Consider the following 568-nt stretch of genomic DNA (forward strand, 5'->3'; position numbering starts at 1 on the left):
CTATCTGGTGTTGTTTCGCCACCGGCGCTACCCAAATAGTTCAGCCGCAAATCAATCGTGTTACCGTGGGCACCTTTGTTTTTAGCGGTGAGCGTGATGACCGCCGCCACCGCAGCAGCAGTGACAGGCAAGGCGCTGGCGGCATTGATGGCGGAAGTTAATGCAGTGGCAATCTCTGCCACCTCATCAGTCGCCACCACCGCGACTTGCACCCGAATACCCGCGATATACAGAGAGATAACCCCAGTTGCTGATGCCTGCGTGGTCACGGTAATCTTACCCGTTGCCGCAACCATGGATTCCGCATCGCTCAACGGTAAAATGTAGATCTCACCGGCGATGTCATTCGCTAAGTATGCAGCCATCTGACCATGCAACATTGAACCTGCACCAGCTTGCCCCGCCACGGTAGCCACTGAGGAAACCAGTACCGGAATATCCGCAGGTAACGAGCCTGAAGCCAACATCTGGCCGATGATTAAAGTTCGCTGCGTCGTTGTCGCCGTGTTCGCCTGTGAGTTATCAAATTCAGCGAAGAAAAGCGGTGTCCGAAGATTGCTCGGAATAT

The 568-nt window shown here is 54.2% G+C and carries 1 pseudogene; it reads right to left on the bottom strand.

The features are described 5' to 3' along the window. Positions 1–566, bottom strand: a pseudogene (locus V2A85_RS24335) (phage tail protein); the annotation flags it as partial. Between the last annotated feature and the right edge of the window lie 2 nt (positions 567–568).

Origin of the sequence: Yersinia sp. 1252 StPb PI, from assembly GCF_048593885.1 — a bacterium.
GTDB lineage: Bacteria > Pseudomonadota > Gammaproteobacteria > Enterobacterales > Enterobacteriaceae > Yersinia > Yersinia enterocolitica_E.